Source organism: Mycobacterium sp. MAA66 (assembly GCF_041261665.1).
Lineage (GTDB): Bacteria > Actinomycetota > Actinomycetes > Mycobacteriales > Mycobacteriaceae > Mycobacterium.
Window position 1 is genome coordinate 121,900 of the sequence record NZ_JBGCCC010000001.1, and the last position, 25,342, is coordinate 147,241.

A 25,342-nucleotide genomic window follows, 5' to 3' on the forward strand; every position below is an offset into this window, starting at 1 on the left:
CCAACGTAGGTGGCACCCAATCATCGGTAACCGTGCAGAAAGCGACTCCCGTCTTGCCCACCAGTGCACCAGATAAACTCACCCCCAAAGGGCGCGCGACCCGGGAGCGGATCGTTGCGGCCGCGGCAGAACTGATGTCCCAACACGGCGTCTCACGAACCACGATCGAAGACATTCAGGAAGCAGCGACGGTCAGTACATCGCAGATGTACCACTACTTCGCTGACAAAGGCGATCTGGTAGCGGCGGTCATCGACTTCCAGACCGACCGGGTCCTGTCGGTACAACGCCTAGGTCTCGATCACCTGGAATGTCTCGATGACTTTCGCCGCTGGCGTGACATCATGGTCGGCCTGGTCCGTGAGCTGGGCTGTGTGGGAGGTTGCCCGATCGGGTCGCTGGCCAGCGACCTCGCAGAAATCGATCCGTTGGCACGCGCTCAGCTCACGCGCTCATTTGCGCAGTGGGAGAAAATGATTCACGACGGACTGACTTCCGTCGCGGGTCGCGGCGAACTACCGGCGGGCACCGATATCGATCGACTCGCACTGGCCATGCTGGCAGCGATTCAAGGCGGCCTGTTACTGAGTCAGATCCGCCGAAGCACTGCTCCACTCGAAGCCGCCGTCGACGCCATGATCGAGCACCTGCGCATCCTCGGCGTCCGCTAAGACACCGCAAATATTGGCATCGCTGATTTAGATGTGAGACAGCCCCAGGGTTCGCATCGAGGGTCGAAGTCGGCTCACAGCCAGCCCGAGCGCCGTCACGCGGCCGCTTCTGCGTTGGAACGGGGTTACCTCGAACCGAGGACCTTGTTGATCTGGGCGGCGATCGTGGCCATCGCTCGCAGGGTCGGGTGGTAGGCCATCGGCCCGTAGTTGAGCGGGCTCGCGGAGAACGTGTACCCGTAGACCCACGGATCGGCTGAGCAAATATCGTGACCGAGAGTCAGGTCGGCAGCGGAGACCAGCAGCGATCCGGTCACGCGTGCGGCTTCCTCCGTCTTGGCGATCAGTGTTTTCGCCAGCTGCGGCGCCCTGTCGAACTGCGCGTTGATGATGGGCAGCTTGTCGGGGCAGTATCCGGTATCGGGCAAGGACGGTGGTGTAGTTGACGTACACGACCGCCGCATTCGGCGCCCGTCTGTGTGAGCCGCGCAGCTGCGCGAGGCGCACAAGCGGATCAAGCTCCTCGAATATGACCCGTGTCCGTGGATTGCGGACCTGCAACCTGAGAGGGGCGCCAGATTCCAGCTGGGGAGAGTTGTGCGCAGCTGACCGCGGGGCCATGCTTGTCGGCTCCGCGCAGGCGCGTGTCCGCCACACCGGGAACAGAGTAGGCACTACTCTGTTCCCGGTGCGGCGTCCGTAGTCGACTTGGTTTCCGCGGCGGGGTAGTTCCTCCGGGATGATCGTCGAAACTACTGATAGCACTTCGGAGTTCGCTTATGGGTGATCACGCGGACGGTGTGGTCTTCGTCCATAGCGGCAAGCATGACGGCAGATGTTGGAGTCCAACCATCACGTCGCTCGCGCGCCTGCAGCCCGAGGCGACAACGTTGGCGGTGGATTTGCCGGGCCGGCGGGGGATGCCCGGTGATACCAATTTCAGTGCGTGCGTGCAATCAGCCATGCAGATCAACGATGCCGGTATCGACTCGATGGTCCTGGTGGGTCATTCACTGGCCGGTGTGACGGTACCGGAAATCGCCACTCGGCTGGGTGCTCGGCGGGTGAGGCGCATTGTGGCGGTGGCATGCTGCGTACCACCACAGGGGCAGACAACCGCCGACACCGTCAGTGTGCCGACTCAGCTGGTGGCCCGACTGTTGGAGAAGGTGCCGATGCCGCGCTGGCTGGCCCGACAGATGTTCTGTAACGGCATGTCGGCAGAACAAGCTGCGTTGTCCCTCGACCTGCTTGTCCCGGACGCACCGGATACGCCGGGGCTCACCCGTGAACGGGTGGACCGCAGTGCGTTACCTAGCGAGATCCCGCGGACCTGGGTTCTGACACTGCGGGACCGCACGCTGCCGCCGCGAGTTCAGCTTCGCTTCGCGTCGAACTTGGGCGCCCAGGAGATCGTGCCCATCGACACCGGACACAACCCGATGATCGCCGACCCCGACGGTCTGGCGGCGATTATCGCCGGCCGGCTGTCGCCGGCGTGCTGACTTCGCTGCGCGGACAAACCTTTTCGACCTCGTACTGTAGGAGCCTGGCAATGTCTGACGCACATACTTCTGTGCCGCGCGTGCTCGCTGATGTCGACCCAGGGTGGATGTCCGCGGTGTTAGGACAGCATTTTCTCGGTGCTGACGTCACACAGGTGAGGGTCACCGCTGCCAGCTACGGCTCGGCATGCCGCGCAACGCTGGCCATTGAGTACGGGCGGCACGGCGATGGTCCGCGTCAGCCACCGTTGTCTGCTGTCTTGAAGACCTCGCTGTCCGGGCAGCTCATCAGCGATACCGAGATGCCGGAATTCTGGTTGCCTACCATGAGGGCGCTCAACGCTGCAGAGATTCGCTTTTACCGCGGTGGTCACGGTGCAACCGTGCTCGGTGACCGAATACCGGAAAGTTGGTATGCCCGAGAGGAATCCGGCGCCACTGCCGTGCTGATGGAGGACCTGCGGCAACGCAGCGGTATCCGGTTCTGTTCCTTCGACAACCCCTTGGACCGCGATGCTATGGCCCAGGTCCTGGACGTCTTGGCGCGGCTGCACGCGGCACGCTGGGCCGATCCGGCCTTGCTTGCCGCACCTTTGCCTGATGGCCTGCAGTTCGGCATGCTCGACGCACTGCTGTCCGAGGAAAACTGGGTGACCCAGCTCAGCCGCCCTCGGGGGGCCCGTGTGCCCACCGAGTTGGGTGATCGTGCGCGCATCGTTCGCGCGTTCGCAGTGCTCAGCGCACTCAAACAAGATAGTCCGATCTGCCTGCTGCACGGTGATCCGCACATTGGCAACGTTTTTTTCGACGCTGACAGCGCGGGTCTGTATGACTGGCAGCTGTTCTCATCGGGGCATTGGGCCTACGACGTGGTGTGGGCGATGGCCGGCGCGATGACGGTCGAGGACCGGCGGGCCAATGAACGCGATCTGCTCGTCCACTACCTGGGTGCGTTGGCAGGCCACGGCGCCGAGGCGCCCGACTTCGATTCGGCGTGGAAGAGCTACCGTACGTTCGCGATCGCAGGTTTCTTGAACTTCTTAACACCCGGAGACACCGTGCAGACCGAGGACTACAACGCTGAGGTTGGTGCGCGCCATGCTGCCGCCGCGATAGATCTGGAGGCGCTTCGGTTGCTCGGAGTCTGACGGCTCCGCGGCGCGTGGCGCGCAAACACGACCGAACAGCGTTGGCTGATCACCTCGCGGTCGACCGCCAAGGCCCCCGGTCGTCAACGAACACTGTTGAGCGAAATTGTTTGCCTTACACCGAAATCCGCTGAAGGAGGAGGACCGTATGGGTGCGCGTCACGAGCGGGATGTTCCGATACGCGCCATCGCCCATACGAGACAGTGATATCCCCGGCAATCGTGCGTCGTATCGAACGACTCCGGAATGGACTGGTCTCCCAAAGTGCCCAAGTTACGGTTTGCGACTGGTCGACACGCTCAACGCCATCGCTGACACGCTTGCCGAACAGATTGATGAGGCTCACGGCGCCGAACCGGCGGATGTCAGCGGCAGCCTGCCCGACTACCTGATGGATCTTCCCGCCTTTGATGTGCTCATTGGCCCATAGCGGACGTCATCTGTTGTGCCTTGATGTGAAGTGTTGAGTCCTGAGCAGGCAGTACTGGTGCTCAGGAGCTAGGTTTGCGCGCCCGGGCAGGGACGGTCCGCTTGACGCCGTTTGCCGCCGGGATGACAGATACAACTTGTAAGTGCCAAATAAAACTTGTAGTCACACCTCCTCGATGTCGTCTGCCGCGGACGCCCGGACTTGTCGGTGGGCGGTGGTAGACCGGTGTTTGTAGCGCGAAACACCTCAAATGTGACGTGCGACACGCCGGGAGAATGTCGCGGCGTTGGGCTTGCGACCTGGGAATTTCACGAATGTTGTTCAGAACATGTTGTAGTCCTTCGCAATGTCGGCCACTAGGTGTAGTGTTTGGCGAACCGACAGGCCCCCACAGATTGAGGGCCGGCCGGGGCTGGGAAATCAGGTGCGGACGGTTTTCGTCCCGCAGGTGAGACACAGTCCGGGTCGGCTGGAAATCCGGGAATTTCGGGGGATAGCCGGGCCGCTGAAGGAAGTGAGATTTCGGCGGTGAGCAGTAACCCGAGTAGTTGCCAGTCAGTTTCTATCAACGTCTTGAGAGCTTCCAGGGGAAGAGGAGTCGAACCGAGATGACCGTCACCGTGTACACCAAGCCGGCATGTGTGCAGTGCAACGCGACCTACAAGGCGCTGGACAAGGCGGGTGTCGCCTACGAGAAGGTCGACATCAGCCTGGACGCCGAGGCGCGGGACTACGTGATGGCGCTGGGTTACCTGCAGGCCCCGGTCGTGGTAGCCGGCAACGAGCACTGGTCGGGCTTCCGGCCGGACCGGATCAAAGCGCTCAGCACGGTGGCGGTCACCGCCTAACGGACAAACAACCGGGGAAGGAGAAGGGAAACAATGAGCAATCTCGTCTACTTCTCCAGCGTGTCGGAGAACACCCACCGCTTCGTGCAGAAGCTGGGTGTCCCGGCCATCCGGATTCCGCTGCACGGCCGTATCGACGACGGGGTTATCACCGAGCCGTACGTGTTGGTGCTGCCGACCTACGGCGGCGGACGGGCCACCCCCGATATCAACGACGGTGGCTACGTGCCCAAGCAGGTCATCGCATTCCTCAACAACGAACACAACCGTTCGTTGATCCGTGGCGTCATTGCTGCGGGTAACAACAACTTTGGTGCCGAATTCGCCTACGCGGGCAACGTCGTTTCCCGCAAGTGCGGTGTTCCGTATCTCTACCGCCTCGAACTGATGGGGACCCCGGACGACGTTGACGCCGTTCGCGAGGGTCTACAAGAATTTTGGAAGGAACTCTCGTGCCACCAACCGTCACAGCTGCAGAGCCTGTAGCCGCCACCACGCACGCGCTGCCGGGTGAAAGCGACTACCACGCCCTCAACGCGATGCTCAACCTGTACGACGCGGACGGCAACATCCAGTTCGACAAAGACGTTGAGGCCGCGCGCGAGTACTTCCTGCAGCACGTGAACCAGAACACCGTCTTCTTCCACTCTCAGGACGAGAAGCTCGACTACCTGATCGAGAAGAACTACTACGAGCGCGAAGTGCTCGACCAGTACAGCCGTAACTTCGTCAAGGAGTTGCTGGACCGCGCGTTCGCCAAGAAGTTCCGTTTCCCAACGTTTTTGGGCGCGTTCAAGTACTACACCAGCTACACGCTGAAGACCTTCGACGGCAAGCGCTACCTGGAGCGGTTCGAGGACCGCGTCGTCATGGTGGCCCTCGCCCTCGCCGCCGGCGACACCGACCTGGCCGAGAAGCTGGTCGACGAGATCATCGACGGCCGGTTCCAGCCGGCCACCCCGACGTTCCTCAACTCGGGCAAGAAGCAACGCGGCGAGCCGGTGAGCTGCTTCTTGCTGCGCATCGAGGACAACATGGAGTCCATCGGCCGCTCGATCAACTCGGCGCTGCAGCTGTCCAAGCGTGGCGGCGGAGTTGCGTTGCTGCTGAGCAACATTCGTGAGCACGGCGCGCCGATCAAGAACATCGAGAACCAGTCCTCGGGCGTCATCCCGATCATGAAGCTGCTGGAGGACTCGTTCTCCTACGCCAACCAGCTCGGTGCCCGCCAGGGTGCGGGTGCGGTGTACCTGCATGCGCACCACCCCGACATCTACCGCTTCCTGGATACCAAGCGCGAGAACGCCGACGAGAAGATCCGGATCAAGACCCTCTCCTTGGGTGTAGTGATCCCGGACATCACCTTCGAGTTGGCCAAGAAAAACGAGGACATGTACCTGTTCTCGCCGTACGACGTCGAGAAGGTCTACGGGGTTCCGTTCGCCGACGTGAACGTCACCGAGAAGTACTACGAGATGGTCGACAACGGCGCCATCCGCAAGACCAAGATCAAGGCCCGCGAGTTCTTCCAGACCCTCGCCGAGCTGCAGTTCGAGTCGGGCTACCCGTACATCATGTACGAGGACACGGTGAACCGGGCCAACCCCATCGAGGGCAAGATCACCCACTCGAACCTGTGCTCGGAGATCCTGCAGGTGTCGACACCGTCGGTGTTCAACGACGACCTGTCCTACGCCAAGGTGGGCAAGGACATCTCGTGCAACTTGGGCTCGCTGAACATCGCCAAGACCATGGATTCGCCGGACTTCGCGCAGACCATCGAGGTCTCGATCCGCGCGCTCACCGCGGTCAGCGATCAGACCCACATCTGGTCGGTGCCGTCGATCGAGCAGGGCAACAACGACTCTCACGCCATCGGCCTGGGGCAGATGAACCTGCACGGCTACTTGGCCCGCGAGCGCATTCTCTATGGCTCTGAAGAAGGCATCGACTTCACCAACATCTACTTCTACGCAGTGCTGTACCACGCCCTGCGCGCTTCGAATCTCATTGCGATCGAACGGGGTTCGCATTTCAAGGGCTTCGAGAACTCGAAGTACGCCAGCGGTGAGTTCTTCGACAAGTACACCGAGCAGGAATGGGCGCCCAAGACCGAGCGCGTCAGGCAGCTGTTCGTCGATGCGGGCATTCACATTCCGACGCAGGACGATTGGCGCTTGCTGAAGGAGTCGGTGCAGGCCCACGGCATCTACAACCAGAACCTGCAGGCCGTGCCGCCGACCGGGTCGATCTCCTACATCAACCACTCGACGAGCTCGATCCACCCGGTGGCCAGCAAGATCGAGATCCGCAAGGAAGGCAAGATCGGCCGCGTCTACTACCCGGCGCCGTATCTGACCAACGACAACCTGGAGTACTACCAGGACGCGTACGAGATCGGCTACGAGAAGATCATCGACACCTACGCCGCGGCCACCCAACACGTGGACCAGGGCCTGTCGCTGACGCTGTTCTTCAAGGACACCGCCAGCACACGTGACGTGAACAAGGCGCAGATCTACGCCTGGCGCAAGGGCATCAAGACGCTGTACTACATCCGGCTGCGCCAAATGGCTTTGGAGGGAACCGAAGTCGAGGGTTGCGTGTCCTGCATGCTGTGACGCTTAACGTTCGATGGCCAGTTATTGCACGTGAATCGCGAAGAGCGTGCGATGACTGGCCATTTGGCGCTTAGCTGTGGTCATCCTTGTGCCGCAGCGGAGACCTCTGCGGCGACGGGGTCCATCCAGAAGATCTGCCAAGAGTGGCCGTCCAGGTCGTGGTAGCTGCGGCCGTACATGAAGTCCTCATCGTCGGTATCTCCGGCCGTGCCACCCGCGGCGATGGCGCAGTCCACCAGGGCATCTACCTCCGTACGGCTGTCGACGCCCAAGCAGATGACACACTCTTTCGTCTTCGACGCGTCGGCGGTCTCGGCCAGGTGCAACGAGTCGAAGGCCTCGCGCTGTATCAACATCGCGAACTGGTTCTCACCTAGCACCAGCGTCAGCGTGCTGTCGCTGCTGAACTTCTCGTTGAAGGTATACCCGAGCTCGGTGAAGAACTTCCGCGAGCGCTCGATGTCGGTGACCGGCAGGTTCACAAAAATCATGGCGTGCATCGGGCGGCTCCTCTGGTCCGTGGCGCCCGGGGGCGGGCACCGTCACAGGGGGGTAGACCGTCGGCCGCGCCCGAACTCATCGGTCCGGTGCCGTCTGCGAATCAGCTCTCGCGAGCTTGGTCCGCGTGCAGCGACTTCACCCGGCGCTGCTCCTGTAGCACCATCTTGTAGCTCTCGCGCTCCGCGGCCAGCCAGTCCGGCATCTCCTCGAGCAGCTGATCGATCTGCTCGGTGGTCAGTGCCTTCTCGACATCGCCTCGCGTGAGACCCGAGATCGAGATGCCGAGCTTGGCTGCCACCAGGTTCTTCGGGTGCGGGCCGTTCTTGCGGAGGTCCTTGAGCCACTGCGGCGGGTCCGCCTGCAGGGCGGCCAGCTCGGAGCGAGTGATGGCGTTCTGCTGGAACTCGGCCGGCGTCGCGGGCAAGTACACGTCCAGCTTCTTCGCCGCCGTGGCGGGTTTCATGGACTGTGCGTTCGGCCTGCTCATGGCATCAGCCTATCGGTAGCCTGATGCGGTGACTCAGCTCTCCCTGACCCTCGGGTACGTCCCCGGCGGGACGCCCGCGAAGTGGGCTCGGATCTGGGCCGAGCGTCATCCCGAGGTACCGCTGCAATTGCACGCCGTCGCTGCGGCGGACGCGGCCACCGCGGTGCGGGCCGGTACCGTCGATGTGGCGTTGCTACGGCCGCTGGCCGACACTTCGGGGCTGGCCGTCATCCCGCTTTACGAGGAGACCGCGGTGGCCGTGGTGCCGATCGATCACATTCTCAGTGCAGTCGACACGATCACCGCCACAGATCTTGACGGCGAGCCGACGTTGCTCCCGCTCGACGATGTCCTCGCCTGGGCGGGCGCTCCCGGTAGTCCAGTCGACCACCGACCCGAAACTACCCAGGATGCAATAGAACTCGTTGCTGCAGGAATGGGTGCGCTCATCGTTCCGCAGTCACTGGCGCGGCTCTATCACCGCAAGGACCTCACCTACCGCCCGATCGCCGATGCGCCTGCTTGCCCGGTGGTGCTCGCCTTCCAGGAAGGGCCGCAGCCGACGCTGGTCGACGAGTTCATCGGGATTGTGCGGGGCCGTAAAGCCAGTTCGTCGCGGGGGCAGGCCGAGCCAACGCCGAAACGCACTGCACGAGAGAAGACCCTCGCCAAGCAGGCCGCTCGCGCCGCTGCGGGTAAGGCGGCCCGAAAGTCAGGCCGGGCCGAACGTGGTCGACGCTGACGCAAACGCTGTGCGCGCTGGCGGTTGGACTGGTTCGAAAGCTGTTCGCGGATAACGGTATTCGGCGTTCTAGCCGCAGATGCGCCCGTGGCCGGACACCAGTCGTGCCCGGCCACGGTCAGCTCAGGTTGCCCACGCTTGACGTCCGCCGCTGCCTGGTTCGGTGGACTCTCGCCGAGCTTGATCGGCGGTGCTCGGCGGCGCCGCCCAGGTGTCCACACTGGCCTCCAGATCCGCCTCGATGTCCCCGAGGGTGCTCGGGCGGCGTCGGCTCACAACGGTGAGCCAGGCCAACCCGGCCAGCATGTAGGCAAGGAAGTAGTAGGGGAAGTACCGCACCGGCACCGGTGGGAGCGGATAGAAGCTGCCGATGGTCGGGACGAGTAGGCAGACCAGCGCGAGGGCCGAGATCGCGACGTTCTTGCCGGCAAGCTGCCCACGCTTGCGCAAGTACACCGGCGCCGCGATGGAGACCATGAAGTAGGCCAACAGGAATCCGAACGCGGCCAATGTTCCTGCGTCTCCGAACGTGGTCAGTGGGTCGGTGAAAATCTGCATCACACAGATGATTCCGAGCACCAGCAGGGTGTAGACGCTGACCGCGACGTGAGGCGTTCGATTCCGCGAGTGAATGCTTCCGACGTGTCGGCTGAGCATTCCGTGCCGCGCCATCGGTAGCAGGATCCGTGAGCCGGCATTGACACACGACAGAGTGAGCGAATAAAAGCTCAGGATGGCGCCGAGGCAGATCGGTGCCTTGAGGAACCCGACATGGTAGGCGTCGGACAGGGTTGACAGTGGAGCGTCCAGGTCTGCGAGCTGAAGATTGTGAGAGCCGGCGCCGATCACTTCGACGTAGCTGACGAACACAAAGAACAGCCCCGCGATCACCAGGCTCCAACGCACTGCGCGCGGAACGTTGTGTAGCGGGTTCTTCGCCTCGCCGCCCAATGCGGTGGCGCTCTCGAATCCGACCAGGCTGAAAATGCAGATGACGACGGCAAGGGTGATCCCGCTGACACCTACTCCGTGGAGGTGGAATTGCTGCGTGTCCACCATGGTGCCGTGTTTCGCCAGCACGGTGAGGCACAGCGCAATGATGAGTGCGGTGGAAAGGCCCTCCAGCACCAACATGAGGAGCGACGAAATGCGAATGTCCTTATATGCGACCAACCAACACAGTGCGGCGCTGACGCAGAACGCGACGATCGCCGGTACGCGGAAGGACGCGCCGATCGCTTCGAGGAACTGATTGACAAAGATGGAAAAGCCAGCGAGACCCGCGATCGCGATGAAACCGTACGACCACAGCAACGTCCACCCCGACAACACGCCGCCACGCGGGCCCAACCCGCGACCGATATAGGCGTACATGGACCCCGGTAGCGCCGACCGGCCGGCGAATACGTTCAGGTTCATCACGACGAAGGACAGCATGACCGTTGCGAACAGGTAGGCCAGCCAGGTTCCGTTGCCGGCAAAGGAAAAAGCCAGCGGCACGATGAGTACCGCTGTCATGGTGGGTGAGATCAAAGCCACCGATTGAGCCAGGAGCGTCGGAAATCCCAACGCCCCGGCGCGGACGGACAACGATTGTGCGGACTGCGATTTGGCAGGACTGTCGGGCGGAAGTTCCGCTGCTATAGCCATGGACTCAGCTCCTAGAGATGTTGACGCGCCGAGGAGTCGCGCGCCTTCGGCTTTGTTGAGTGCGGCACCACTCGCCGCTGACTCGACCGACACTAGAGCGATGTTGCCCAGCAGACAACAAATAGTTGTCTGAATTTAAGAGCTGGTAATGCGACGTTACGCCGGTGTCATGCCCGGGCGGTTGGGATGGCGACTCGGCGGGGCTTGGACTCGACTCGCACGAGGACTAGTGCTGAATGCGGCTCAGCTCGGCGTGGTCGGTGGACGACACCAGTAGCACCTCGGTCACCGTGCGCGCAGTCATCCGATGGGGTCGCGCCGCATCGAAATGCACTGCAGTACCTGATGGAATCAAGTAATCGGCACCGTCGTACTCGAACTTGAGCTCTCCGCTGACCACGTACAGCAATTCTTCGCCGCGATGCTGGACCGGAGGGCCGGCGGGCCGCCGCGGCTTGACCCGGACGCGGAGGGCCTCAATCCATTTTGAACCGAGATATCCACTGCAAACCGCGATTTCGAGTCCGCCGGCAGACTGGCGAGTGGCATCGGCCGGATATGTCGCCAGCACCGACCGGTCGGTATCTTCTCCCAGCAGGACGCTGACTCGAACTCCCAAAACTGTTGCCAGGTCTACCAAAGCGCCGATCGAGGCTTGTCGCTCGCCGGACTCCAGGCGCGACAGGTGGGCCTTGGACAGTCCGCACAGTTCAGAGACCTGCTCAAGAGTGAGCCCACGGTTCTCGCGGGCCGATTTGAGCCGCTGGCCGACTGCGTCAAGATCGACTGCCGATGACATGCACCGCAGACTATCCAAATGTTGTCTGACAGGCAACATTGACGGCCGGCGCGCAACGTCGGCACGCGGCGGCCGGGACTATCCGACTGCCGCGACCGTGAGTCCTTGGCAGCCGGCGGGATGCGTCATACCGTGGCGAGCATGGCCTGAAGCTCCGAGCGGGCCGATTCCTGCAACGGCAGCAGCGGTGGGCGCGGATCACCGACGTCACGCCCCAGCAATTCCAGCCCGGCTTTGACGGTGGTGGGCAGTCCGCCGCTGACGATGAATCGCAGCAATGGCGCAAGTTCGTCGTAGATGGACTGTGCGGCCTCAAGTTCCGCGTTCTGCACGGCGGCGTAGAGATCGAGGCAGGCCTGCGGCCGCAAATGTGGTGCGGCGGTGCACCATCCGCTGGCCCCGGCGGTCAGTGCATCGAGTACCAACGGGTTGCTGCCGTTGTAGAACGGCAAGGTCCCGCCGGACAGTTCCTTGATGCGTAGCATCCGAGTGAGATCGCCGGTCGATTCCTTGACCATGGTTACGTTGTCGATATCGGTGAACATTTGCAGCAGGAGTTCGGGGCTCATGTCCACTCCGCTGGTGGCCGGGTTGTTGTACGCCATGATCGGGATATCCAGTGCCGCACCGACGGTCGCGTAATGTTGAGAAATCTCGCGATCGTTGAGCTTCCAGTAGGACACCGGCAGCACCATCACCGCGTCGGCCCCGGCCCGTTGCGCATGGCGAGCCCTGCGGACCGTGTTTGCCGTAGTCAGATCCGAGGCTCCGACGATGACCGGCACCCGGCGATCGACGGCCCCGATGGTGGTATCGACGACAGTGTCGAATTCCTTCTCGCTCAAGTAGGCGGCCTCGCCGGTGCTGCCCAGAGGAGCGATCGCGTGGACTCCGGCAGTGACCAGGCCGTCGACCAATTCCGCCAGCGTTTCGGTATCGACGGCGGTGCCGTCTGCGGTGAACGGCGTGATGGGGTAGGCGATGATGCCGTGAATGAATGGTGTTGTCATGGCTGTGGTTTCCTTCGGCGGCGGGTGGGTTGCTAGGGCAGGGCGCTACTCGGACAGGACATCGGGATGCTGCGCCAGGGCGCGGCGCGCGTAGTAGGCGAAGTTCGCCTGGCTGCGTTTGGGCGCCAGGGTCCAGTCATGGGCCTCCCGCGCCAGACGCTCGGGCAGTGGCGCGATGGTGCCGGCCGACATCGCAGCCAGTTGCAGCTTGGCCCCACGTTCGACCAGCATCGCCAGCGAGCATGCCTCCTCGACGCTCGCGGCGGCGACCACCTGGCCGTGATGGGCCAGCAGGACCGCCTTCTTGGTGCCGAGCGCAGCGGTGATGATCTCGCCCTCTTCGTTGCCCACCGGCACGCCGGGCCAGTCGGCCAGGAATGCGCAGTCGTCGTAGAGTGGTGCGATGTCCATCTGAGACACCATCAGGGGAACTTCGAGCATCGAGAGTGCGGCAACGTGGAACGGATGCGTGTGCACGATGCACGACACGTCCGGCCGTGAACGGTATATCCAGGCGTGAAAGCGGTTGGCAGGGTTAGGCATTCCGTCGCCTGACAGGACGTTGAGATCCTCGTCGACCACAACCAGGTTGCCGGCCGTGATCTCGTCGAACCCTAGGCCGAGTCGTTGCGTGTAGAACGTGCCCGGTTCTTCGGCGCGCGCCGTGATCTGGCCGGCCAGGCCTGAATCGTGTCCGGCGTCGAACAACGCCCGGCAAGTCAGTGCCACCTTCTGCCGGATGGTCAAGCTGGAGTCGGCGACGTGTCGTGACATGTCACTTAGCGCCCGGCGCATGAGCTCGGCTTTTGACATGTCGAGGGTGGTGCTCATCCGATAGTTCCTCCAGCGATCGTCGGTCGGCAACTTGGACACATGGTAGCCGATAGGACACAATGTGTCATGTGGTGATGGGTATCCTTTGTCGGACCGAAACTGGTGAGAAGGAGCGGCGATGACCGATGTCTTGCGTGCAGTACGGCTCCAGCGCGCAATGACGTTGGAGGATCTTGCTGAGGCCACCGGATTGACGAAGAGCTATCTGTCCAAGGTGGAGCGCCGACAAAGCATCCCGTCGATCGCAGCGGCGATGAAGATCGCGCGGGCGCTGGAAGTCGATGTGGCCCGGCTGTTCGCCGACGACCCCGAGGCCAGTGCGATCACGGTCGAGCGGGCGATCGACCACCACCAGCGCAGGCATCACGCCGTGGCCACCCACATGCTCGGAAAGGCGATGTCGCCCTTCGTGGTACATCCCGGTTCGGAATTCGCCGAGCATCCGCACTCGAGTCACCCCGGTCAGGAGTTCGTATTCGTGCACGCCGGCGAGGTTGAACTCAGCTATGACGGACAGGTAATTGCCCTGAACTCGGGGGACTGCGCCTACTTCGACGCCTCTGTGCCGCACAAATTTCGGCGCTGCGGCGCCGATCCCGCTGTGGTGGTTGTCGTCGCCTACAGCGAAGTCCGCCGGACTGCGGGGTAACCGCTCGGCGGGCGAAAGACGGTGTGGATCCAACCGGTCAGGTGTGCGACGGGCCCTGGGCCTTCTTGTACAGCGACTTGAGCAGCAGATCCCGGAATGCGCGATTGTCCAGCGCCTTGAGTCCCGCGTCTGCGACCCGCGGCATGCCGGCCAGCTTGTGAAAGAAACGCCCACGCCGGTACTCGCGACCCCACGCCGCCCGGATGCGCTGCGTGTAGTTGGTGAAGTCGTCCGGCCCGCCGTTGGTGAGCGCGGCGATCGCGCATTCGCCTGCGGTCAAACCGGATTCGAGGGCCTTGGAGATACCGGCACCGGATGTCGGCTTGCCCGCACCCAGCGCGTCGCCGACGAAGAGCACGCCCGGCCGCCACGGTGGCCACGCGGTGAAGCCCATCGGTAGCCGCCAGGCCCGGACGCTCTTGTTCCGCTGCAACTCCTCGACCGATGGAAGTTTCCAATCGCGTGGCAGTGTCTGCAAGAACTCGTCCAGGAACCGGGCGGCGTTGATGGCCTGCCAGTTCTGGTAGCTGTTGATGTAGCCCAGGCCAATGTTGAAGGTGCCGTTGCCCATTGGGAACACCCAGCCGTAGCCGGGGAGCTGGTCACCTTGGAACATCAGCTTGAGATAGATGTCCAGGCTGTCCGAATCGGGCCGGTTTGCGGGCATCTCGGCGCGGATCGCGATGGCCGAGTAACCGTGGTACATCGAGTCGATGTTCAGCGCTCGTTTGATGGGGGAGTACGCACCGTCGGCGGCGATCACCGCCTCGGCGTAGATCTTCTCGCCGCCCTTGAGCACGACGCCGATGACGCGGCCGTTCTGATCCAGTTCGGGACCGGACACCTCGGCGCCCTGGCGGACCTCGGCCCCGGCCTCACCGGCATGCTCCAGCAGCAACGTGTCGAGTCGCGTCCGGCTGACCGTGCAGCCGTGGTCTGGCATCCCGGGCCGGCGCGGAAACGACAGCTCCCACTGTCCCGGGCTGAAAACTGTCACCCGGTTGACCCGATGGAACGTCGCCACCTGCTTCGACAAGCCCATCTTCTGCAGATAACTGACACCTCGGGCGGTCAACCCGTCACCGCAGGGTTTGTCGCGGGGGAAGTGCGCTTTGTCCAGAACCAGCACGCTGGCGCCGGTCTGCGCAGCCTGCCACGCCGCGGCCGACCCCGACGGGCCGCCGCCGGCGACAACAAGGTCGTAGCGCTGGGCCATGTGGTCAAGTCCTTGTCAACCAAGCATTCTCGGCGCTGATGTTACCCGCGTCAGCTGTCCTGGGAGTGGAAGCGCGGCCGGTCCGGCTTGGGAACTGCTGCGCCGCGCCGCGCGGTCTGGGCAGGTCAGGACCAGCCCGCCCGGTACAGTGGGCGGGTGCGCAGGCCATCGATTCCCCGTTCCGGCATCCAGGCCGGGGTGAAGGTTCCCGGTGTGCCGAGTGTGAAGGTGCCCTCGGTCACCGTGCAGGTGAAGGTCTCTACAGAGAAGGTGGCCACCGAAAAGGTGGATGCCCGCAGTGAGAGATGGCGCGAGCACCGCAAGAAGGTTCGCGAAGAAATCGTTGACGCCGCGTTCCGCGCGATCGATCGGCTGGGCCCCAACGTCAGTGTCCGGGAGATCGCCGAAGAGGCCGGCACCGCCAAACCCAAGATCTACCGGCACTTCGCCGACAAGTCGGACATGTTCTCGCAGATCGGCGAGCGGATGCGAGACATGTTGTGGGCGGCGGTGATTCCGTCTATCGACATCGAGAACGACTCGACCGGGGACATCATCGGCCGGGCCGTCGAGCACTACGTCGACCTGGTCGACCAGCATCCGAACGTGGTCCGTTTCCTGCTGCAGGGCCGTTTCGCCGATCAGTCCGCCGCCGCGATGACCACCGTCAACCGGGGCCGCGACATCACCCTGGCAATCGCCGCGATGGTCAGCGGCGAGCTCAAGGAGATGGACCTGGACTCTGCGGTCTTCGAGCTGGCCGCGTTCACCCTGTTCGGTGCGGCCGCGTCGGCGACCGATTGGTGGTTGGGCGGCAGCGACGAGAGTCCGCGCCGGATACCCCGCGATGAATTCATCACGCACATGACCACGATCATGATGGGCGCCATCAACGGCACCGGCGAGCTGCTGGGCATCTCGTTCGAGCCGGATCTGCCGGTGCACGACGCGGTGCAGCGTCAGCAGTCCGCCGACGAACGCGCCTGAACGCGTCCGACACGAAAACACAATGTCTAGCGGTTCGCGGCGGCACGAGATACCAGGGGTAGTGTCGGTGTTGCCGGTCCGGCAAACATATATCCAGCTTGAAACGGGGTCACGGTGTCTGAAGGTATGAAGCTCATCGACAGGGCCTCGGCGATCAACTGGAACCGTGTTCAGGACGAGAAAGACGCCGAGGTCTGGGACCGACTGACCGGCAATTTCTGGCTGCCCGAGAAGGTGCCGGTGTCCAACGACATCCCGTCGTGGGGCACCCTGACCGCCGGCGAAAAGCAGCTCACCATGCGGGTTTTCACCGGCCTGACGCTGCTGGACACCATTCAGGGCACGGTCGGTGCGGTCAGCCTGATCCCCGATTCGCTCACCCCGCACGAGCAGGCCGTCTACACCAACATCGCCTTCATGGAGTCGGTGCACGCCAAGAGCTACAGCAACATCTTCTCCACGCTGTGTTCGACGACCGAGATCGATGAGGCGTTCCGTTGGTCGGAGGAAAATCCGAATCTGCAGCGCAAAGCGCAGATCGTGATGGACTACTACCGCGGCGACGATCCGCTCAAGCGCAAGGTCGCTTCCACGCTGTTGGAGAGCTTCCTGTTCTACTCGGGCTTCTACCTGCCGATGTACTGGAGCAGCCGCGCCAAGCTCACCAACACCGCCGATATGATCCGGCTGATCATCCGCGACGAGGCCGTGCACGGGTACTACATCGGCTACAAGTACCAGCGTGGGCTCGCACTCGTCGACGAGGCCAAGCGCGATGAACTCAAGGACTACACCTACGAGTTGCTCTTCGAGCTGTACGACAACGAGGTCGAATACACCCAGGATCTCTACGACGGTGTCGGTCTGACCGAGGACGTCAAGAAGTTCTTGCGCTACAACGCCAACAAGGCGTTGATGAACCTCGGCTATGAGGCGATGTTCCCGCGTGACGAAACCGACGTGAACCCGGCGATCCTGTCGGCGCTGAGCCCCAACGCTGATGAGAACCACGACTTCTTCTCCGGCTCGGGTTCGAGCTACGTGATCGGCAAGGCCGTCAACACCGAAGACGAGGACTGGGACTTCTAACTCCCTGTTCCCGTAGTCCCTCGGGCGTATGGCCCGAGGGACGCCGCCGTGCGCAGGCACACGCGCAGGCGGGTCGATGCAGAACCGCCGGGCAAGTCCATCGCTGCCCTCGAACAACGCGCGTTGGTAGCCCGGCAAGCCCCTGATCCGGGACAGGCCACGGTTTCCTGGGCGGCTTGGCTGTCTACGGGTATCTATTTACCCGGGAGCAAATTCCCACTGTCTTCCCAGCAATTAATAACGGCACCCATAGACTTTTGCTTGTCGGGCGCGCTGATTCTGTGTGAAATACCATTAGTAGGGTTTTTCAAATTATTTCGCCAAACGGCATCTGAGCTATCGGCAGCGCTGAATGAAGTCGATAAATCAATCCACCTAACTGCAGTTATGCGCACCGGTCCGGTAATCGGCGAACTGCATGTCAATGGCCAAGTATTGATGCTGGTCGATGTCCACAGGCCATTCCCACGATTTGCACATTTGCAAATGCTGGGCCACGTGAGTTGCTTGGATATTGCGGTGAAATTCGTAGGTCAATAATGCTTCGGAATGAAAAGTTTGAAGTTAGTGTGCGTCTCATTCGCGGCCCGTTGAATTAATTCCGAGAGTTGGGGAACTCCATGTCTGCGCACGGCAATCTTCTCCGCGCCATTTCGGTATCCGTACTGACCGTTGCGGTCATCGGTGTCTCGACGGGTCTACATCCGTCCTCCGATTCGGGGATCGTCACCCGCAGCCAGCAGATTGAGCTGGCTGCGACGATCGACACCGCGTCGAGTGCCGTGGGCGTCTCGGACTCCAGCCTCTATTTCATGGATCAGAGCGACTTGAACACCGCGATGTCCGAACTGCAGACCATGGGTGTCACGCAGATCCGGGTGCTGCTGCCGTGGGAGGTGATGGAGCCGACCGACGGCACCTACAACTGGACCCAGGCCGACCAGCTTCTCAACACCGCCGCGAAGTACGGCATCGCGGTTGATGCGGATATCACCAGCACCCCGACCTGGGCCAGCAGCTACAGCAATAACGGCCTGATCCCGGATGCGCAGCCCAACGCTTCGGCCGATGCCGCCTATGCCGCTTTTGCCGCGGCTGTCGCGTCCCGCTATACGAGCAAGATCTCGGCGATCGAGGTCTGGAACGAACCCAACGGCAACACCGGCTGGTACCCCACGCCCAGTGCCGCGAGCTACACCCAATTGCTCAAGGATGCTTATACCGCAATCAAAGCGGCGGACCCGAATATCACGGTGGTCGCGGGCGCGCTGGGCGCCGGCATCTCGATCGGAACGTGGACCATCAACCCCGTCACGTTCCTGCAGCAGATGTACGCCGACGGTGCCCAGGGCTATTTCGACGCTTTATCGTTCCATCCGTACAACTACACGAGCACCTTTTCGGCCGGTACCACGTTCGCCAACTCGGCGATCGATCAGCTCGAGGCACTGCGCGCGCTGATGAACGCCAATGGCGATGCCGCCAAACTGATCTGGGCCACCGAATACGGCGAGCCGTCGAACGAATCGGGTGGTCAAGCTCAACAAGCCGCCTACATCCAAGACTTCCTCACCACGTGGTCTTCGTTGACCGGCGTCGGCCCGATGTTCCTCTACTCCCTGCTCGATGACAGTCAGGGCGACAACTTGGGCCTGTTCACCGACAACTGGACGGCGAAATCTGCTGTCGCGGTCGTCGAGGCGTGGATCGCCGCGCATCCCACAGTGGCAGCGGCGGCTTCCGCGGCCGGCTCCGTGGTCGCTGCTATCGGAACCGCAGTGCAGACCGTGGGCACCTACGTAAGCAATCTGGTCACAAACGCCGTCAGCTTCGTACAGCAGGTGGCCGCTTCGATAGCCACCGCCGTGGCCAAGCTCGTCAGTGGGTTGACCACCGGCGTGAGCGCTGCCGTCGCGGCCGCAACCAGCGCCGTGTCGCATGTCGTCGCGTCGCTCGCGGCTGCGATCACGCCGAAAGCGGCTACCAGTTCAGCGGCGAGCACGGAATCCGTGGGTACGACGAACATCGCTGTCGCCGCCAGTAGTGTGCAGACCGCTGCGGCCGCGAAGGTTTCGACAGCCGCGACGGCGGTATCGGACTCCAAGTCGACACCGGCTGCGGCCGCTGCCGCGGAGGGCTCCACCAAGTCCCGCGATACGAAGGACAGCAAGAAATCGGACAGCGCCGCCGCTGTGAAGCCGGCCAAGTCGGTGCAGCAGTCACATGCCAACACTGGCCAAGCCACGCATCACGGCCGCTGACGCCACTGACGGCCGAGGGCAGGGTCCAGCGCGGCCCAATCAGATTGCTACAGAGGGTCTTCGGCGTAACGAGTGGCCGCCCGGTAGACCTTGGCCCGGTACATCGCGGAGTCGGCGTCCTGCAAGATCTGAGAGGCGTCCCGTGGATCGTCGGGCCGCACTTGAGTGACGCCGATGCTGGCGGTGAGCCCACACGGGGTTCCGGCGATGTCGATGGGCGCGGCGAGTGCGGAGTGAAGGCGGTCGGCCAGCCGGTCGAGTGTGGCGCGGTCGGCCGGGCCGAACAGCAAGGCAACGAACTCGTCGCCGCCGTGGCGCGCGACGAAGTCCTCGGTGCGCAACGTGCAGCGCAGTCGCTGTGCCGCAGTCTTGATCACGGTGTCGCCGGCATGGTGGCCGAAGGCGTCGTTGAAGGTCTTGATGTTGTCGAGGTCGATGAACATCACGGCGACCAGCGGTGGCATCTCGGTCTCGATCGCTCGGGATACCCGTTTTTCGGCATAGGCGCGGTTCGGTAGGCCAGTGAGGGCGTCGTGGTGGGCCTGGTGGGTGAGACGCAGTTGCGCAAGGTGCTGGTCGGTGACATCGGTGAAGGTGATCAGCACTGCAGGCTGGCCGCTGTCGGCCGGATCGAGGAACCGGCAACTGACCGAGAGCCATTTGCGCGGACCGCCGGGCTGCTGATAGCCCACGATCTGGTTTCGCACTGCCGTGCTGGTGGCCATGATGGCGGCGAAGGGCCGCCGTTGGTCGGCGAGTGGGTGACCGTCCACGTCGTACAAAGGGAAATCGACTGAGGGGTCGACGTTTTCGAGCAGTGGGCCGTCGGGTGCCATACCGAGGATGCGGCGTCCGGCCGGGTTGATCCATTCGGGCTGACGCTGGGCGTCGAGGACCACCACCCCTTCATCGAGGGAATCGACGACCGTTTGGAACCGCTGTTCGGCGCGTCGTAACGCGGTGTGGTCCGAGCACACCAGGACGTAGCCGTCGTCCATCGCGGCGGCGCTGACCCGAACGGTGAGTACCGTACCGTCGGCGGCGCGATGGGAGGTGTGCTGCTCGACACCTCCTTGAGCGACGATGGCGGCTGGATCGACGGTGGCGCCGACGGCCTTGCTGATCGGGCATCCCAGGGCAGACGCTGCCGAGCGCCGGTAGATCGTTTGGGCCGCCGGGTTCCAACTGGTGACCACGCCAGTCGCGGTGGTGGAGATGATCGCATCGGTGGCATGGGCCACCAGGGCTGCCTGATCGTGCAGGGCTGCCTCGGCGGCCTTGAGCACCGTCAGATCGCGAAAGACCACTTGGTACGCGGGTTTACCGTCCCAACTGGTGAGCACCGATACCACCTCGACGGGTAGCGGGCTGCCATCGAGGCGCAGCATCGTCGCTTCCGACGGTGCAGTGTTGTCGCCCTCGCGCCGCAGGGAAGCGATGCGGGCCAACATCGGTGCGATGGAGTCGGGATGGACAAAGTCGGTGATCATCCGACCCACCACGTCATCAGCACTGCGGGCGGCGATCCCTTCGATACCGGCCGGGTTCACGTAGACGACGCGACCCTCGGAATGGACGCACATGGGGTAGGGGCTGTGCTCTAACAGCTGACGGTAGCGGCGTTCGCCGTCGTCTGGCGACGCGGCGGAGCTGGTGCTCGTGGACGCGTCACCGGGTCCCGTCGCCATCTACCTGCCCCCGTTCTCAGTGAATTCTCTGAAGTTAGCTGATGGCTCAACCCGCCAATCGCCGGACGACAGTGATTCAGTCGATATCGCCACATAATGCCTGGTCAAATGTGTCGGTGTGGGCGTTAATCAAATAACGATGCCCTCTCGGGGCGTCGAGAAACGAAGGAGGCAGCGGCACATCATGATCGAGGCTCAGACAACAATCACCGGGATCGGCGCCGTAACGGGGTATGGCTGGGGCGCCGACCCGCTGTGGAACGGACTGCTCAGCGGTAAACCCGCTGCCACGCTGGTCGGCGGGTTCGGGCCGACCGGCGAGGAGAACGCGTGGCTGGCCCGCATCAGAGATGAAGGAGACCCCCTCGACGGCTCCAGCCGGTTTGCCCGCGCATTGCGAGCAGCCGCCCGGGAGGCCATTGCAGACGCCGCGCAACGTGGCTGGGTGCCCGGATCTCGCGTGGGACTGCTTCACGCGGTGGTGATCTCCGAAGTGGAGGGCTGGCGCGACTTTTACCTCAAGGACGCCGCGTGCCGACGGGTACGTGACTACCTGACCCTCATGCCGTCAACCCCGGTGTCAATGCTGATGCGCGAGTACGGCTTTCATGGACCCGCGATGAACGTATCCGCCATGTGCTCCTCGGGCAACGCCGGCCTGATCACCGCGAAGATGTGGTTGGACAGCGGCTTCGTCGACGACGTCGTGTTCGTCTCGACCGATCTGTCGCTGACACCGGAGAACGTCGAGCACTTCGTTCGTCTCGGCGTCGGCGTCGTCGACACCGAGCCGCTGGACGCCTGCCGGCCGTTTCAACAGGGCAGCCGAGGATTTCCGGCCGGGGAAGCGGCGATCTCGTTCGTCTTGTCTCAACGTGCCGAGCGGGCCTATGTGCGAGTGCTCGGCGGCGACATGACCCACGACGCCTATCACCTGACCTCGGTCGACCCGGGCCGTACCCAGGTCGATCAGTGCGTGCGCAATGCGTTGCGCGCCGCGGATACCACCCCTGACCGGATCGCCTACCTCAACGCGCATGGTCCCGGCACCCAACAGTGCGATACCGCCGAAGCCGGACTCGTCGACGAAGTCCTGCATGGACGACCGGGCATCTACTCCATCAAGCCGATGGTCGGGCACTGCCAAGGTGCCGCTGCCGCTGTGGAGCTTGCTGCGGCCGCTCTGGGCTACGCCCGTGGTGTCGTGCCGGCAGCGCCAACCGTCGCCCCTGGACATCCGCGGTTGCTGGATGGGCCGACGCCGCTACAACCAGGCGCACTGACCCTCAAGACCTCACTGGGGATGGGCGGACACAATTCCGCGGTGGTGCTCGCACCGGTCGCCTGAGTAGGGCTTCCGGAGGTGTGCTCGAACCTGGTACCGCACAGAGAAAGCCGCTGTTGCAACTCTCCATTTGCCACAGCGGCTTGGCTGTTCCGGCGCAACAAGGTTGGCGATCGGTGACGGTAGGCGCCGAATGTCAGTGCACGTGAATGCTCGCCCGGCTCGTCAGGCAGTCGGTGCGCCTGCCACTCGGCGTTCGCCGCCGTTGTTCGCCTGCCAGAACCGGTACACGTCGATGGCCTCCGCACGCGGCTGGTAGCTCATCGGTAGCCGCCGCCGCGGCCACGGTTTGGCGAACTCGTCATAGAAGGTGGCCAATTCGAAGTACTTCCGGTCGTCCACGTAGTGGGGTTCGTAATCCTCACGGCTGGTGAGGAAGACGACCTCGTCGGGGGAGCAGTAGTACAGCGAGCCCAGGCACATTGGGCACGGATGGGCCAGAACGTAGATCGTCGTTCCGGTCAGGTGCTCGGTGCCCAACTTCGTGCAGGCCTCGCGGATGGCCAGAATCTCGGCGTGCGCGGTCGGGTCGCCGGTTTGGGCGACTTTGTTCGGGCTCTCGGCGACGACTTCGCCGTCCTTGACGATGACGGTCGCGAACGGGCGGCCGCCCTCGGTGACGTTCTTGCGGGCGATGTCGATGGTGCGTTGGGCGAAGTCCATCGAAGTTCCTTTCGAAAGTCGTTGGTACTCAGGATCAGAAGGGCTTGGTCGGTAGGTACTTGCCGTCCAGGGTGATGACCGCGCGTTCGCCACCCTCGGGATCGGCGACCTTCTTCACGTCCAGCTTGAAGTTGATCGCGGAGATGATGCCGTCGCCGAACTGTTCGTGCACCAGAGCCTTGAGGGTGGTGCCGTAGACCTGCAACATCTCGTAGAAGCGGTAGATGGTCGGGTCGGTCGGAATGCCGCCGGGGATGGATCCGCGCGTCGGGATGGTCTGCAACAGCTTCGCGTCGTCGGCATCCAGACCCAGCAGTTCGGCAACCGCAACGGCAGAGTGCTCCGGCAAAGGGTGCTGGCCGAGGACCGCGGCGGTGGTGAAGGCCACGGACAGACCCGAAGCGTCGGCGATCTGCTGCCAGGACAGGTCCTTGCGGGTCTTGGCCTCGACGGCGGCGATGGCGAGGACTTCACGGGCGGTGGGGTCGAACTGGGCGTGGATCATGTCTTTCCTTTTCTCCTGGGGTGAAACGCTTTACGTGAAAAGTAATGCTTAGGCCGACAATGCGGGAGGTGACAGATCCTCGACCTGCCCGGTGCCGATGTCGAACACCCAGCCGTGCAGGGTAACCGTGCGCAGGGCGAGGGCCCGGGCGACCGACGGATGAATCGCCAAGTTCGCCAATTGGGCAATGACGTTCTGTCGCACCAACTCTGGTACGCTGCCGCCAGCGGCCCGGGCGCGGGACGCATCGGCATGCCGCAGCCAGGCGGCGACCGCCGGGGCGCCGCTGAGGTCGTGACTCTGGGCGAGTGCGGTCATCGCTCCGCATGCGGAATGTCCGCAGACCACGATGTCCGTGACACCCAGTACCGCGACGGCATATTCGATGCTGGCCGCCACCCCGTCGGCTTCCGGCGAGTATGCCGGCACCAGATTGCCGGCGGTACGGATGACGAAGAGGTCGCCCGGCTCGGTGCCGGTGATCAGCTCGGGTACCACGCGCGCATCGGAGCAGCCGATGAACAGCGTGTGCGGTGTGTGATTGGCGGCCAGGCGGGAGAAGAGCTCAGCCTTGGCTGGGAAGACGTCCCGTTGGAACCGTGCGACGCCCTCGTTGAGGTCCTGCATGGACTGCTCCCTTCCTCGGTCTGTGCCGGCCCGGTGGGCCAGCAGTTCCACCATGCATGACCGGGAGGTATAGCGTCCAATACGCAGTAACCATGAATATCATTGGTTTCGTCTATACTTGCTGGCATGGCCGTGCTCGAACTGCGCCACCTGCGCTATCTGCTCGCGGTCGCCGAGCACGGCAACTTCACCCGCGCCGCCGAGGATCTGTACATTTCGCAGCCCACGCTGTCCCAGCAGATCAAGCAACTGGAACAGAGCTTGGGTGTGCAATTGCTGGACCGGACCGGCCGCACCGTACGGCTCACCGACGCCGGCGAGGCGTACGCCGACCACGCGCGGCGTGCGCTACGTGAACTCGCCGCCGCCGAACGTGCAGTGCACGATGTCCGTGACCTCTCGCGCGGTCATGTGCGGCTCGGTGTGACGCCGACCTTCATCGCCTACTTCGTCGGTCCGCTCGTCGCTGAACTCCACACCCGCCACCCGGGAATCGGCCTGACGCTAACGGAGCTATCTCAAGACCGAATCGAAACCGCGCTGCTCGCAGACGATCTCGACATCGGCATTGCTTTCACCGGGCCGCACGTGCCGGGCATCGCCGCGACCGCGTTGTTCACCGAAACCCTCAGCCTGGTCGTCGGCGCGGCCCGCACGCTATCGGGTCCGGTGCCGCTGAGGGCACTCAAGGATGAACAACTCGCATTGCTCAGCGGTGACTTCGCCACGCGCGGTCATATCGACGCCTACCTGGCCGACCATCACATCGCCCCGCGAATCGCGGTGGAAGCCAACACGATCCAGGCTCTCACCGAGATCGTCCAGCGCACCGGATTGGCCACGGTGTTGCCCGACGCCATCACCGACGACCACCCGAACCTCACGCCGATTTCCCTCGACCCGCCGCTGCCGGCGCGCACAGTTGCGCTGTTGCAGCGCCGCAGTGCCTACCACAGCGCCGCTTCGCTGGCCTTCGCCGAACTCATCGCCGACCTCGTCCAGGCCCGTGGCTACCGCCCGGCCTGATCGACGTCAAATATGAAGCGGCAGTGCCACTTACGTGGC

Annotated in this window: 26 protein-coding genes and 1 pseudogene; 15 read left to right on the forward strand and 12 right to left on the reverse strand. The window is 63.3% G+C overall.

The window, feature by feature from the left end; translation table 11 throughout:
• Window positions 1–32: 32 nt before the first annotated feature.
• Window positions 33–671 carry a TetR/AcrR family transcriptional regulator gene (locus ABIA30_RS00565; RefSeq protein ID WP_370061100.1) on the forward strand — a complete coding sequence of 213 codons (639 nt, stop codon included), beginning with the start codon at window positions 33–35 and terminating at the stop codon, window positions 669–671.
• 125 nt (window positions 672–796) lie between these two features.
• On the opposite strand, the pseudogene ABIA30_RS00570 reads toward ABIA30_RS00565, so the two are convergent.
• A pseudogene (locus ABIA30_RS00570) lies at window positions 797–1,160 on the reverse strand (SGNH/GDSL hydrolase family protein); the annotation flags it as partial.
• A gap of 290 nt (window positions 1,161–1,450) precedes the next feature.
• On the opposite strand from ABIA30_RS00570, the gene ABIA30_RS00575 reads away from it, so the two are divergent.
• The 6 genes from ABIA30_RS00575 to nrdE all read left to right on the forward strand — a co-directional run bounded on the left by ABIA30_RS00575 (window position 1,451) and on the right by nrdE (window position 7,224).
• Window positions 1,451–2,176, forward strand: a complete 726-nt coding sequence (locus tag ABIA30_RS00575; RefSeq protein ID WP_370061102.1) for an alpha/beta fold hydrolase — start codon at window positions 1,451–1,453, stop codon at window positions 2,174–2,176.
• A gap of 50 nt (window positions 2,177–2,226) precedes the next feature.
• The gene (locus ABIA30_RS00580) at window positions 2,227–3,324 is read left to right on the forward strand and encodes a phosphotransferase family protein (RefSeq protein ID WP_370061103.1); all 1,098 of its coding nucleotides are present in this window, start codon (window positions 2,227–2,229) and stop codon (window positions 3,322–3,324) included.
• Between the two features lie 281 nt (window positions 3,325–3,605).
• A complete protein-coding gene (locus tag ABIA30_RS00585) occupies window positions 3,606–3,755 on the forward strand; it encodes a hypothetical protein (protein WP_370061105.1) in 150 nt (49 codons plus the stop codon).
• 608 nt (window positions 3,756–4,363) lie between these two features.
• On the forward strand, window positions 4,364–4,603 hold the full coding sequence (gene nrdH, locus ABIA30_RS00590) for a glutaredoxin-like protein NrdH (protein WP_370061107.1): 240 nt from the start codon (window positions 4,364–4,366) through the stop codon (window positions 4,601–4,603).
• 33 nt (window positions 4,604–4,636) lie between these two features.
• Complete coding sequence (gene nrdI, locus ABIA30_RS00595; RefSeq protein WP_370061109.1) at window positions 4,637–5,089, forward strand: class Ib ribonucleoside-diphosphate reductase assembly flavoprotein NrdI; 453 nt, start codon at window positions 4,637–4,639, stop codon at window positions 5,087–5,089.
• A complete protein-coding gene (nrdE, locus tag ABIA30_RS00600) occupies window positions 5,056–7,224 on the forward strand; it encodes a class 1b ribonucleoside-diphosphate reductase subunit alpha (RefSeq protein WP_370061111.1) in 2,169 nt (722 codons plus the stop codon). Before nrdI ends, nrdE begins: the two co-directional genes overlap by 34 nt.
• An 80-nt stretch (window positions 7,225–7,304) precedes the next feature.
• Here the strand turns inward: nrdE and ABIA30_RS00605 are convergent, their stop codons facing one another.
• Both ABIA30_RS00605 and ABIA30_RS00610 read right to left on the reverse strand, forming a co-directional pair.
• On the reverse strand, window positions 7,305–7,724 hold the full coding sequence (locus ABIA30_RS00605) for a VOC family protein (protein ID WP_370061113.1): 420 nt from the start codon (window positions 7,722–7,724) through the stop codon (window positions 7,305–7,307).
• 101 nt (window positions 7,725–7,825) lie between these two features.
• Window positions 7,826–8,212: a DUF5997 family protein gene (locus tag ABIA30_RS00610; RefSeq protein ID WP_370061115.1), complete on the reverse strand. Its 387-nt coding sequence runs from the start codon at window positions 8,210–8,212 to the stop codon at window positions 7,826–7,828.
• Between the two features lie 28 nt (window positions 8,213–8,240).
• Here ABIA30_RS00610 and ABIA30_RS00615 point away from each other — a divergent pair, with 28 nt between their 5' ends.
• Window positions 8,241–8,954, forward strand: coding sequence for a LysR family substrate-binding domain-containing protein (locus tag ABIA30_RS00615; RefSeq protein WP_370061117.1), 714 nt, complete (start codon window positions 8,241–8,243; stop codon window positions 8,952–8,954).
• A gap of 123 nt (window positions 8,955–9,077) precedes the next feature.
• Here ABIA30_RS00615 and ABIA30_RS00620 read toward each other — a convergent pair whose 3' ends face one another.
• From ABIA30_RS00620 to ABIA30_RS00635, 4 genes are all read right to left on the reverse strand, one after another.
• Entirely contained in the window at window positions 9,078–10,604 is a 1,527-nt protein-coding gene (locus ABIA30_RS00620) for an APC family permease (RefSeq protein ID WP_370061119.1), read from the reverse strand.
• 226 nt (window positions 10,605–10,830) lie between these two features.
• The gene (locus ABIA30_RS00625; protein ID WP_370061121.1) at window positions 10,831–11,403 is read right to left on the reverse strand and encodes a helix-turn-helix domain-containing protein; all 573 of its coding nucleotides are present in this window, start codon (window positions 11,401–11,403) and stop codon (window positions 10,831–10,833) included.
• A 125-nt stretch (window positions 11,404–11,528) separates the two neighbouring features.
• Window positions 11,529–12,413 carry a dihydrodipicolinate synthase family protein gene (locus ABIA30_RS00630; RefSeq protein WP_370061123.1) on the reverse strand — a complete coding sequence of 295 codons (885 nt, stop codon included), beginning with the start codon at window positions 12,411–12,413 and terminating at the stop codon, window positions 11,529–11,531.
• 45 nt (window positions 12,414–12,458) lie between these two features.
• Window positions 12,459–13,244 (reverse strand): aldolase, encoded by a 786-nt coding sequence (locus ABIA30_RS00635; RefSeq protein WP_370061125.1) that lies wholly within the window; start codon window positions 13,242–13,244, stop codon window positions 12,459–12,461.
• A 121-nt stretch (window positions 13,245–13,365) separates the two neighbouring features.
• On the opposite strand from ABIA30_RS00635, the gene ABIA30_RS00640 reads away from it, so the two are divergent.
• Entirely contained in the window at window positions 13,366–13,896 is a 531-nt protein-coding gene (locus ABIA30_RS00640) for a helix-turn-helix domain-containing protein (protein ID WP_370061127.1), read from the forward strand.
• A gap of 37 nt (window positions 13,897–13,933) precedes the next feature.
• Here ABIA30_RS00640 and ABIA30_RS00645 read toward each other — a convergent pair whose 3' ends face one another.
• A complete protein-coding gene (locus tag ABIA30_RS00645) occupies window positions 13,934–15,112 on the reverse strand; it encodes a geranylgeranyl reductase family protein (RefSeq protein WP_370061129.1) in 1,179 nt (392 codons plus the stop codon).
• A 243-nt stretch (window positions 15,113–15,355) separates the two neighbouring features.
• Between ABIA30_RS00645 and ABIA30_RS00650 the strand changes: the two genes are divergently transcribed.
• The 4 genes from ABIA30_RS00650 (at window position 15,356) to ABIA30_RS00665 (ending at window position 19,449) form a co-directional block, all read left to right on the forward strand.
• Window positions 15,356–16,099, forward strand: coding sequence for a TetR/AcrR family transcriptional regulator (locus ABIA30_RS00650; RefSeq protein ID WP_370063187.1), 744 nt, complete (start codon window positions 15,356–15,358; stop codon window positions 16,097–16,099).
• 126 nt (window positions 16,100–16,225) lie between these two features.
• Window positions 16,226–17,188, forward strand: coding sequence for a class 1b ribonucleoside-diphosphate reductase subunit beta (gene nrdF / locus ABIA30_RS00655; RefSeq protein ID WP_370061131.1), 963 nt, complete (start codon window positions 16,226–16,228; stop codon window positions 17,186–17,188).
• A gap of 48 nt (window positions 17,189–17,236) precedes the next feature.
• On the forward strand, window positions 17,237–17,728 hold the full coding sequence (locus ABIA30_RS00660) for a hypothetical protein (protein ID WP_370061133.1): 492 nt from the start codon (window positions 17,237–17,239) through the stop codon (window positions 17,726–17,728).
• Between the two features lie 80 nt (window positions 17,729–17,808).
• Complete coding sequence (locus tag ABIA30_RS00665; RefSeq protein ID WP_370061135.1) at window positions 17,809–19,449, forward strand: cellulase family glycosylhydrolase; 1,641 nt, start codon at window positions 17,809–17,811, stop codon at window positions 19,447–19,449.
• Window positions 19,450–19,496: 47 nt separating this feature from the next.
• On the opposite strand, the gene ABIA30_RS00670 is transcribed toward ABIA30_RS00665, so the two are convergent.
• Entirely contained in the window at window positions 19,497–21,137 is a 1,641-nt protein-coding gene (locus ABIA30_RS00670; RefSeq protein ID WP_370061137.1) for a diguanylate cyclase domain-containing protein, read from the reverse strand.
• 184 nt (window positions 21,138–21,321) lie between these two features.
• On the opposite strand from ABIA30_RS00670, the gene ABIA30_RS00675 reads away from it, so the two are divergent.
• Window positions 21,322–22,485, forward strand: a complete 1,164-nt coding sequence (locus tag ABIA30_RS00675) for a beta-ketoacyl synthase N-terminal-like domain-containing protein (RefSeq protein ID WP_370061139.1) — start codon at window positions 21,322–21,324, stop codon at window positions 22,483–22,485.
• A 162-nt stretch (window positions 22,486–22,647) separates the two neighbouring features.
• On the opposite strand, the gene ABIA30_RS00680 is transcribed toward ABIA30_RS00675, so the two are convergent.
• Genes ABIA30_RS00680 through ABIA30_RS00690 form a run of 3 tightly spaced genes read right to left on the reverse strand, consistent with a single transcriptional unit; the run spans window position 22,648 to window position 24,277 of the window.
• Window positions 22,648–23,145, reverse strand: coding sequence for a nucleoside deaminase (locus tag ABIA30_RS00680; protein WP_370061141.1), 498 nt, complete (start codon window positions 23,143–23,145; stop codon window positions 22,648–22,650).
• Between the two features lie 34 nt (window positions 23,146–23,179).
• Complete coding sequence (gene cynS / locus ABIA30_RS00685; protein ID WP_370061143.1) at window positions 23,180–23,650, reverse strand: cyanase; 471 nt, start codon at window positions 23,648–23,650, stop codon at window positions 23,180–23,182.
• A gap of 48 nt (window positions 23,651–23,698) precedes the next feature.
• The gene (locus ABIA30_RS00690) at window positions 23,699–24,277 is read right to left on the reverse strand and encodes a carbonic anhydrase (RefSeq protein ID WP_370061144.1); all 579 of its coding nucleotides are present in this window, start codon (window positions 24,275–24,277) and stop codon (window positions 23,699–23,701) included.
• A 126-nt stretch (window positions 24,278–24,403) separates the two neighbouring features.
• On the opposite strand from ABIA30_RS00690, the gene cynR reads away from it, so the two are divergent.
• Entirely contained in the window at window positions 24,404–25,303 is a 900-nt protein-coding gene (gene cynR / locus ABIA30_RS00695) for a transcriptional regulator CynR (RefSeq protein ID WP_370061146.1), read from the forward strand.
• The last annotated feature ends 39 nt before the right edge of the window (window positions 25,304–25,342 follow it).

Bases quoted from the DNA above. Each gene is read 5' to 3' on its own strand.
- nrdI (WP_370061109.1), top strand. From the start codon at position 4,637: ATGAGCAATCTCGTCTACTTCTCCAGCGTGTCGGAGAACACCCACCGC.
- ABIA30_RS00635 (WP_370061125.1), bottom strand. From the start codon at position 13,244: ATGAGCACCACCCTCGACATGTCAAAAGCCGAGCTCATGCGCCGGGCG.
- ABIA30_RS00680 (WP_370061141.1), bottom strand. From the start codon at position 23,145: ATGGACTTCGCCCAACGCACCATCGACATCGCCCGCAAGAACGTCACC.
- ABIA30_RS00610 (WP_370061115.1), bottom strand. From the start codon at position 8,212: ATGAGCAGGCCGAACGCACAGTCCATGAAACCCGCCACGGCGGCGAAG.
- nrdF (WP_370061131.1), top strand. From the start codon at position 16,226: ATGAAGCTCATCGACAGGGCCTCGGCGATCAACTGGAACCGTGTTCAG.
- ABIA30_RS00645 (WP_370061129.1), bottom strand. From the start codon at position 15,112: ATGGCCCAGCGCTACGACCTTGTTGTCGCCGGCGGCGGCCCGTCGGGG.
- nrdH (WP_370061107.1), top strand. From the start codon at position 4,364: ATGACCGTCACCGTGTACACCAAGCCGGCATGTGTGCAGTGCAACGCG.
- ABIA30_RS00690 (WP_370061144.1), bottom strand. From the start codon at position 24,277: ATGCAGGACCTCAACGAGGGCGTCGCACGGTTCCAACGGGACGTCTTC.
- ABIA30_RS00670 (WP_370061137.1), bottom strand. From the start codon at position 21,137: ATGGCGACGGGACCCGGTGACGCGTCCACGAGCACCAGCTCCGCCGCG.
- ABIA30_RS00675 (WP_370061139.1), top strand. From the start codon at position 21,322: ATGATCGAGGCTCAGACAACAATCACCGGGATCGGCGCCGTAACGGGG.
- cynR (WP_370061146.1), top strand. From the start codon at position 24,404: ATGGCCGTGCTCGAACTGCGCCACCTGCGCTATCTGCTCGCGGTCGCC.
- ABIA30_RS00605 (WP_370061113.1), bottom strand. From the start codon at position 7,724: ATGCACGCCATGATTTTTGTGAACCTGCCGGTCACCGACATCGAGCGC.
- ABIA30_RS00620 (WP_370061119.1), bottom strand. From the start codon at position 10,604: ATGGCTATAGCAGCGGAACTTCCGCCCGACAGTCCTGCCAAATCGCAG.
- ABIA30_RS00640 (WP_370061127.1), top strand. From the start codon at position 13,366: ATGACCGATGTCTTGCGTGCAGTACGGCTCCAGCGCGCAATGACGTTG.
- ABIA30_RS00630 (WP_370061123.1), bottom strand. From the start codon at position 12,413: ATGACAACACCATTCATTCACGGCATCATCGCCTACCCCATCACGCCG.
- ABIA30_RS00625 (WP_370061121.1), bottom strand. From the start codon at position 11,403: ATGTCATCGGCAGTCGATCTTGACGCAGTCGGCCAGCGGCTCAAATCG.
- ABIA30_RS00575 (WP_370061102.1), top strand. From the start codon at position 1,451: ATGGGTGATCACGCGGACGGTGTGGTCTTCGTCCATAGCGGCAAGCAT.
- ABIA30_RS00580 (WP_370061103.1), top strand. From the start codon at position 2,227: ATGTCTGACGCACATACTTCTGTGCCGCGCGTGCTCGCTGATGTCGAC.
- cynS (WP_370061143.1), bottom strand. From the start codon at position 23,650: ATGATCCACGCCCAGTTCGACCCCACCGCCCGTGAAGTCCTCGCCATC.
- ABIA30_RS00665 (WP_370061135.1), top strand. From the start codon at position 17,809: ATGTCTGCGCACGGCAATCTTCTCCGCGCCATTTCGGTATCCGTACTG.